General features: G+C 29.5%; 11 protein-coding genes. All 11 read right to left on the reverse strand.

Annotated features, from left to right (window positions below; genetic code table 11):
- Nucleotides 1-406 precede the first annotated feature (406 nt).
- A complete protein-coding gene (locus tag ACVFVN_RS14150) occupies nucleotides 407-700 on the reverse strand; it encodes a hypothetical protein (protein WP_448368993.1) in 294 nt (97 codons plus the stop codon).
- A gap of 2 nt (nucleotides 701-702) precedes the next feature.
- On the reverse strand, nucleotides 703-1308 hold the full coding sequence (locus tag ACVFVN_RS14155; RefSeq protein ID WP_456235778.1) for a hypothetical protein: 606 nt from the start codon (nucleotides 1306-1308) through the stop codon (nucleotides 703-705).
- A 205-nt stretch (nucleotides 1309-1513) separates the two neighbouring features.
- Nucleotides 1514-2218: a hypothetical protein gene (locus ACVFVN_RS14160; protein WP_456235779.1), complete on the reverse strand. Its 705-nt coding sequence runs from the start codon at nucleotides 2216-2218 to the stop codon at nucleotides 1514-1516.
- A 178-nt stretch (nucleotides 2219-2396) separates the two neighbouring features.
- Nucleotides 2397-3086: a restriction endonuclease gene (locus tag ACVFVN_RS14165; protein WP_456235780.1), complete on the reverse strand. Its 690-nt coding sequence runs from the start codon at nucleotides 3084-3086 to the stop codon at nucleotides 2397-2399.
- Nucleotides 3086-3595 (reverse strand): hypothetical protein, encoded by a 510-nt coding sequence (locus tag ACVFVN_RS14170; RefSeq protein WP_456235781.1) that lies wholly within the window; start codon nucleotides 3593-3595, stop codon nucleotides 3086-3088. Before ACVFVN_RS14170 ends, ACVFVN_RS14165 begins: the two co-directional genes overlap by 1 nt.
- Before the next feature lie 275 nt (nucleotides 3596-3870).
- Nucleotides 3871-4080 carry a hypothetical protein gene (locus tag ACVFVN_RS14175; RefSeq protein WP_456235782.1) on the reverse strand — a complete coding sequence of 70 codons (210 nt, stop codon included), beginning with the start codon at nucleotides 4078-4080 and terminating at the stop codon, nucleotides 3871-3873.
- Between the two features lie 15 nt (nucleotides 4081-4095).
- Nucleotides 4096-4902: a hypothetical protein gene (locus ACVFVN_RS14180; protein WP_456235783.1), complete on the reverse strand. Its 807-nt coding sequence runs from the start codon at nucleotides 4900-4902 to the stop codon at nucleotides 4096-4098.
- Nucleotides 4903-4906: 4 nt separating this feature from the next.
- A complete protein-coding gene (locus tag ACVFVN_RS14185; protein ID WP_456235784.1) occupies nucleotides 4907-5230 on the reverse strand; it encodes a TerB family tellurite resistance protein in 324 nt (107 codons plus the stop codon).
- Between the two features lie 250 nt (nucleotides 5231-5480).
- Nucleotides 5481-5738 carry a hypothetical protein gene (locus tag ACVFVN_RS14190; protein ID WP_456235785.1) on the reverse strand — a complete coding sequence of 86 codons (258 nt, stop codon included), beginning with the start codon at nucleotides 5736-5738 and terminating at the stop codon, nucleotides 5481-5483.
- A 5-nt stretch (nucleotides 5739-5743) separates the two neighbouring features.
- Nucleotides 5744-6277, reverse strand: a complete 534-nt coding sequence (locus ACVFVN_RS14195) for a hypothetical protein (RefSeq protein ID WP_456235786.1) — start codon at nucleotides 6275-6277, stop codon at nucleotides 5744-5746.
- 208 nt (nucleotides 6278-6485) lie between these two features.
- Nucleotides 6486-7055 carry a hypothetical protein gene (locus ACVFVN_RS14200; RefSeq protein ID WP_456235787.1) on the reverse strand — a complete coding sequence of 190 codons (570 nt, stop codon included), beginning with the start codon at nucleotides 7053-7055 and terminating at the stop codon, nucleotides 6486-6488.
- Nucleotides 7056-7213 lie beyond the last annotated feature (158 nt).

Here is a 7213-nt window from a genome sequence, read left to right on the forward strand (position 1 = left end):
GACCAACTTTTTTAGGAGTAATTTTCGCTTTTCTAAATTTGAAATTTAGTTTTTCAGTTTGAAAATTATAACCGAAATATTCTTTCGCTTCTTCGTCTTCAATTATATTTGAAATTTGAGATAGAGTGGTTCCAAAAAATAGTTTTTCGATTTTTTTTATTTCGTTAATCATCATTTTGTTTTGTGCGCAATTTTGGACGCATTACAGCTAACGTTTCGGGGCTTTGCGAAGTGGCGGAAAATCGAAGACGAAAGTTTCGATTTAGACGGAACGTAGCAAAAGCCAATTTCTATTTGCTAATATATGAAAAAAGACAATAAAATTGGCTTTTGCGGATTACGAAGCACAAATTTTCAATTTAGACTTTACCCCGCCATTTTGCAAAACCCTTGTTAGCTGATGTGCTTATTGTTCATTGAGATTTACTTCGTTTTCGTTTATTCCGTTTAAGTCCATAAGTGTAAAAATAGTTTCTTCGGTTTTTTTACAGAGTTTTACCATTTTTTGGACATTTACATCTTCCATATCTTCAAAGTGGTTTAAGGAAAATGAGTAAACATCACCTTGGTCAAAAGCATCTTTTAAATGACTAAATTCATTTGACATTGCGAGATTTAAAATTTGCTCGAAAATGATATTTCTCGCTTCTATTAAGTTGTTTATTGTTTCAATTATTTGTTCTCGATAAGTTGGCTTCATAATTATTCTCCTTTAAAAAATGCAAGTTCTAAAGATCGATATTCACTAATTTCATAACCGACCTTTTGTTTAATCAAGTTGTAAAAAGTTTCAAAAGCCTTTTCATTTTTTAAGTTTTCGATAAAATCAAGATATTCTAAATAAGTTTTTGGTTTTTCGAGTTTGTATTTATGAGGTTCTTCGTTGTTTAAAAATCGAAAAACTCGGCTGTCCCAAATTGCATATTGTTTTGGATTGATAAAATGTAATAGTTTTGAAGTTCCAACAAGTGAATTGTTAAAAGCACTTTTCAAAGTTCCAAGTTGTTCTTCGTTTATTCTTTGTCCGTTTTTTATTTCGTTTAAAATTGAAATTATTTTTTCAGGATTTTCGAGTTTGATTGATTTTAAAATTGTCGGCATCCAAGAATAAGTAAAGCTTATTCCGATGATTAAATTCTCTAAATTTATAGTTTCTAGATTTTTGAAATAATTCAAAAAGTGAGGATAGGATAGAAGATAATTTTCTTTAGTCGAGTCGATATTATTTGCAATTTTAGTCAGTTGTTCAATAATTTCTTGGTTTGTTCTTTCGGTTATTTTCATTTGTGCAGACTGTTTGGAAAGCATATCAGCTAACGTTTCGGGGCTTTGCGAAGTGGCGGAAAATCGAAGGTGGAACTTTTGATTTAGACGGAACGTAGCAAAAGCCAATTTCTATTTGCTAAATTATGAAAAAAAGCCAATTTTATTGGCTTTTGCGGATTAAAATGCACAAACTTTCAATTTAGACTGAAACCCGCCATTTTGCAAAACCCTTGTTGGTGGCAGTTTTTTATCTCATCCAACCTTCAACAATATAGTTTCTTTCAGTAATTTTATAGTCTGATTTTCCGCTTTGGGGTTCAAACCAAAGTTCAATCCTCGCTCCATATTTATCTCCCCAAGAACCTTCATAAATTGTAAACTCTCCTGAATATAATTTGGGTTCAAGATTTTCTACTTTTACTTTTGACCTAATTTTCATCCTTTCAGCTGACAAATGGTCGTTTGAGGTTATTTCAAATGCTTTGATGTAAAAGTTTCCCAATTCAGTTGGTTCATAATTTGTAAAGTAATTATAAATTCCGGGTTGAAATGATGAAATCAAGGCTAAGTTGAAATTTTTAAAATCGTTTTCAGTTGGTTCATTTTCCAATGGGTCATAAATTTCTATGTTTTCAGGAATTTTTTTGTTCGTCCCATAATAGTCTGGAGGTGAAAAGGTGAAAATAAAAGAAACTGCGAAGAATAAAAAAATTGAAATTAATAATTGTGGAATCAAGTAATACCATTTTTTTATAAAAATTTGGACAATTGCGGAAATTATGTTTAAAATTAAATTGATAAAAAAAATCGATAATGATAAATCAATAATTAAATCGCTTTTTAGCAAGTTTCCTAATAAGAAAATTACGATTGGAATGAAGTAAGAAATAATTGGAATCCACCAAATTTTAAAATAGTTAATGATGATTGTTTTAATTTTTCTTAAATTCATTTTTCGGAGTACTGTTTGTAAAATTGCCACCAACGGTTCGGGGCTTTGCGATGGTGGGGCAATCGAAGCACAAATCTTCAATTTTGCACAAAAGTTGAACCGAAGAACTGCCGTTGAACTTTGCAGTTTCGCCCCACTATTGCAAAACCCTTGTTAGCGGTTCGGGCTTTTGCGGTTACTACTTTTCATATTTCAATCCGGTTGGTTTTTCAGTCAATTTGAAAAATGGTACTTGTGATAATACTAAAATTATTCCCGAAGATGCTCGTCCGACATAGTTTTGATTAATATAGTCACGAGATATTGAACCATCTGTCAAAAGCCTATTTACAGCTTGCTTAAATATTTCTATTTTAATTTTTCCATTATTTCCATTTGAAGTTTTTCGTTCTATTCCGCTCCAATCAGCTTTAATTATTTGATTTGTTTCTCCACTTTTTCTTGTCAATGTTTTGCCCTGAAGGGGAATTATGTAGTCTTCCCAAATTTGCTCAAATGTTTTATTGTTCTTGTTTTTTGTTGTAGTTATACTTTTATAAGTACTTTTCTGGATTTCATTTAAATACAGAATTTCGATTTTCAATTTTTCAGCAACAACCAATGCGTCTTGAAGAAAAATTCCGTCTGTTGCAATAACTGCTTTAGTGCAATCAAAAAAATCTTTAGCTCCGTGAAGTTCCATTACCATTTGTCGGTTAATTTTCCTTGTTGTATGTCCGTACATTTTAGATTGTATAGCAATTTTCTGCTTTCCTTTAATAGCGAAGCCATCAATTCCATAATCGTTGCTGTAAGCAGTAAGTTCTGTTTTATATCCTTGTTGGCGAAAATGTTCACAAACAAATTCTTCAAATTGTCTTGGGGTCATTAGTCAGCAAGATTTGCAAAAGGTCGTTTAGAAAATTCTGAAACAAACTTTTTGATTAATGTATTTTCAAATGTTCTTGGGTCGTCATTTAGTAGTGGTTTCCAACATACAATTAAATCATTACTATTTTTTAATTGCCATATTAATCTTCCGCCCCAATGTCCAATATTTTTCCCTTGACCAAAACCGAAATATTGCTTTAATCGAGAGTTAAGAGTTGCTTTGCTTGTTTCGCTTCCTGCTTTTCCGATATAAACAACAAGAGAGTTTTCAACCCAATTTGATTTTAGTTCGTCAATCAAAACATTTGGATTTTTACCTTTAAAATGTCCACCTGTTCCAATTTGTAAATATTCTGCTTTTTTGAAGTTTGGATTTAAAACAAGATATACGCCTTTAATTTTCGGAATAGATGAACTGTCAACAAAAAGTTCGCTCATTTTTTTGAAGCCTATAAATCCCGCTTTTTTAATTTCGTCAATATTGTTGAAGTCCATAAATTCTGTCAATTCGTTTTGTTTTAGCACGGTCGTTTTAGCCTGACCGCTAACGGAAAAAGTATTGGCGAAGTGCGGGCTTAATTTGAACGAATGTTCAAGTTCAGACCAAACGGAGCCAATATTTTTTCAATGGAACTAAGTTAAACAAAAATGTGGAATTGAAAAATATTGGCGGCTAAATATGTAAAATTTTTCAATTATACATTTAACCCCGCATTTTGCCAATACAATGTTGTACGCAGTTTTTTTTGTTATAACATTTTAAATTCTATCCATTTATATTTTTAAGACTTTTTCTTGAATATAGAATAGAAAAACCAAATGACACCACCGAATAATGCGATTTTAATAATGAAACTTATTGTATTTCCAAGTTCATCAATAATTTCCAATGTTGGGTCGAAAAATCCTCTTCCTTCAAAAAGGCCAAAAATACCCCAGCAAACAATTAGAAATATTGCAATCCCAAATCCCAATTTATAATTTTCATTCATAATTTATTATCATTTTTATGAACATTCAAGTTGATTTCCTTCCTCTTTGTATTGGTCAATTATTTTTCTGTAAAATGGAATTAGATTTTCAATGTAATCAAAATAATCCTCATCAATATTTTCTAAAATTTTATATGCATTTACTCTATTTGTATTTTTTTGTGCCCATAGATAAACGTCAGGATATGCTACAACAAAATAATCAGTAAACGCAAGACTTGGCAAGAAAATATCTCTCATAGATTCTGTTTCTTCAATTTCATTTGAAAATCCCATTTTTTTGTAGGTAAAGTTTCCTATAAATTTTTCTGGGTTAATGTCATCTTTTATATACAAATTTGTGATGTATTCATTAATGAAATTTTCATTACGTGATTTTTCCATGAATTTCTTCCATTCATCTCTATATTTTTTATTATGAGTCTCGGTTAAACTTAATGGTAGGTCCAAAATACTTGTGTTAATTGATTTTTCAATTATTTTATCATCATAATTGTAGTATGTTACGTTTTTTCCTTTGATTAAGGTTCCACTGTTTTTTGTGAATTCAGAAAATATCACATGAGAGTTGTCAAATTCTAATTTTAAACCAATATTTAAATCACCATTTGGATATTTCTTTTCATAATAAATTTTTCTTCCGTCATCGTATTTTAATGACATATCATATTTTTTTTCCAAAATATTGACAAACTTTTGATGTCTATTTTTTAAACCTCCAGTTTGGTTATTATAATCTCTTATTTTTTCGTTATCATTATTACTACTTGCGAATACCCAAATGATTACACCTGCTATTACTAAAATTACTATTATCCACATATATTTAACTTGGCTTTATTCCTGCAATATGTAATATCGAAAATATAACTTCTAATTCTTGAGGATCAAAATCTCCATCAGCGGTCGCCATTTCTTTCATAATTTTATAAAGTGCAAACTTCTTAATGTCGTCCATGTTTCTTAAAATTTCACCAGCGTGACTAGAACTTAAATTTCTTGCTTCGTTTACAAACTCCATTTCAACATGAAACAGATCTAAAATTTGTTTTAAGTAAGCTATTTCCCCGATGTCAATATGTCCATCTGCCATTAAAACTTCATCAACAGCTTTAAGAACTGCCATTTTTTCTAACAATGTAAAATTCATATATTAATTTGTTTTTGTTACGGGTGTTTTTATAAAATTGCGTACAACGGAAAAAGTATTGGCGAAGTGCGGGAAAAAAGTGAACTTTAGTTCAATTTTAGACCAATCGTAGCCAATATTTTTTCAATGGAACTAAGTTAATCAAAAATGTGGAATTGGAAAATATTGGCGGCTAAATATTACATATAGTTCAACTTAGACTTAAACCCCGCATTTTGCCAATACAATGTTATCTGCAGTTATGTTACTTTTATTTCAACGAACTCAATAAATGTTCTCTGACTTGAAACTTTCCATCTTTCGAATATTCAAGGCATAGTTTATCAGTATATTCACTACTATTATTATAAAAATATGTATAAAATTCTTTAAAATCAGCTTCAGAATTAGGCGCAATTATAATTATATACTCACCATCTTTTCTATTAACAATATTAGAAGGGAATTTATTTTTCTCTATTACAGCTTGTTCGTAAGTTAAATTAATTAGTCTTTTTGGTTCTTTCATATCTTTTATTTGTTAAAATCTGTCTTTACTTTAGTCGTAATTTTATTTAGTAATTTTTCATTTTTCGAAAAATATTCATCTTTTAAAATTTCGAAATTTGCGAGTAGAGTCGGGTTATTCTGTGGTTCTGAGTTAAAAACAATTGCTTTTAGTTTACCATTTAATTTAAAGAATGATTGTAATATTTCCTCAAAATTATCATGGCTTCCCTTATCGAAATATATTTTCAGTTCTAAAACATTTCTTTTTAATTCATTCAAACTAGGGAAGATCATTTCATCTAATTCCGTTGCACTAAATTTTCCTCTTGATGCGGAGTAAACTGGAAAATCATACCAAATCTGATGGACTTGAGAATATGTTAAAAAAAAATTATTTAAAGAATCAAGTTTCCTTTGTTGAAATAAATTATGATTAATTTCGGATTTTTTATATCTAGTATCTAATGCAATTTTTATTAAATATCCAATTCCGAATATTAATAATGTAAATTGACTCCAATAAGTTGTTAGAATGTCTTTTATCGTGATGTTTTCCATAATTGCAGATAACGGAAAAAGGCTTTGCGAAGTGCGGGAAATCGAAGAACGAAAAGTTCAAGAATTCCAAAACGTAGCAAATGGCTTTTTCAGATTGTTAAATTAATAAAAAAAACAAGATGAAAAGCCAATTTGCGGATTATCTTGACAAAATTTTCAGCTTTGACTTATCCCCGCATTTTGCAAAACCTATGTTAGCTGAAGGTCTTTATTTGAATTTTTTCGTGTGATATATGATTCCTTTTATTCCTAAAAATGTCATAAGAATTCCAAATAATCCGAAAAAAGCTATTGCTAAATAATTATTCTCTTTGTGTTCTTTGTTGTAATCATTAAGTGTTAAATAACTAAAATTCTTACTATTAATTTCAACAATACTTATTTTTTCAGGATGTAGAATGTTTTCAGGAAAAGGAATATTTTCTGTTTTAAGTATTTTTCTTTCATATTCTTCGCTTTCAATGAGCAATATTATTGAATCTCCTAATTTGTTTTCTTCTAATAATTTTTCTTCATAGGTTTGACGTAATGAAACACTACCAATTGTAAAATTAATTTTAGGATATTCACGTAATTTAATAATTAATGTTCTGCTTCCTCTTCGCCCTTTTTTTATAGAAATATTTTCTTTAATAATACCTTTTATTTCAGTTGTATTACTTCTATTTGGAAGTTCTGAATTATAAAATTTAAACGTAAAGAAGAATAGTATAAAACTCGAAATAAAAGCAAAATAAATTAATTTTTTGTTTTCAAATTTTCCTTTGATTTCACTCATTTGGTTTGTTTTGGAAGACTTTCAGCTAACGGAAAAAGTATTGGCGAAGTGCGGGAATTCGAAGGACTGAAAGTTCAAGAATTCAGAAACGTAGCCGATGCTTTTTCACTTCTGCTAACTTACAAAAAATTGCAGAATTGAAAAGCATTCGGCGGAAT

It is taken from the genome of Soonwooa purpurea (genome assembly GCF_053891095.1).

What these genes read in the sequence shown, in the direction of transcription:
- ACVFVN_RS14150 (WP_448368993.1), bottom strand. Translation starts at nt 700, where the DNA reads ATGAAGCCAACTTATCGAGAACAAATAATTGAAACAATAAACAACTTA.
- ACVFVN_RS14155 (WP_456235778.1), bottom strand. Translation starts at nt 1,308, where the DNA reads ATGCTTTCCAAACAGTCTGCACAAATGAAAATAACCGAAAGAACAAAC.
- ACVFVN_RS14160 (WP_456235779.1), bottom strand. Translation starts at nt 2,218, where the DNA reads ATGAATTTAAGAAAAATTAAAACAATCATCATTAACTATTTTAAAATT.
- ACVFVN_RS14165 (WP_456235780.1), bottom strand. Translation starts at nt 3,086, where the DNA reads ATGACCCCAAGACAATTTGAAGAATTTGTTTGTGAACATTTTCGCCAA.
- ACVFVN_RS14175 (WP_456235782.1), bottom strand. Translation starts at nt 4,080, where the DNA reads ATGAATGAAAATTATAAATTGGGATTTGGGATTGCAATATTTCTAATT.
- ACVFVN_RS14180 (WP_456235783.1), bottom strand. Translation starts at nt 4,902, where the DNA reads ATGTGGATAATAGTAATTTTAGTAATAGCAGGTGTAATCATTTGGGTA.
- ACVFVN_RS14185 (WP_456235784.1), bottom strand. Translation starts at nt 5,230, where the DNA reads ATGAATTTTACATTGTTAGAAAAAATGGCAGTTCTTAAAGCTGTTGAT.
- ACVFVN_RS14190 (WP_456235785.1), bottom strand. Translation starts at nt 5,738, where the DNA reads ATGAAAGAACCAAAAAGACTAATTAATTTAACTTACGAACAAGCTGTA.
- ACVFVN_RS14195 (WP_456235786.1), bottom strand. Translation starts at nt 6,277, where the DNA reads ATGGAAAACATCACGATAAAAGACATTCTAACAACTTATTGGAGTCAA.
- ACVFVN_RS14200 (WP_456235787.1), bottom strand. Translation starts at nt 7,055, where the DNA reads ATGAGTGAAATCAAAGGAAAATTTGAAAACAAAAAATTAATTTATTTT.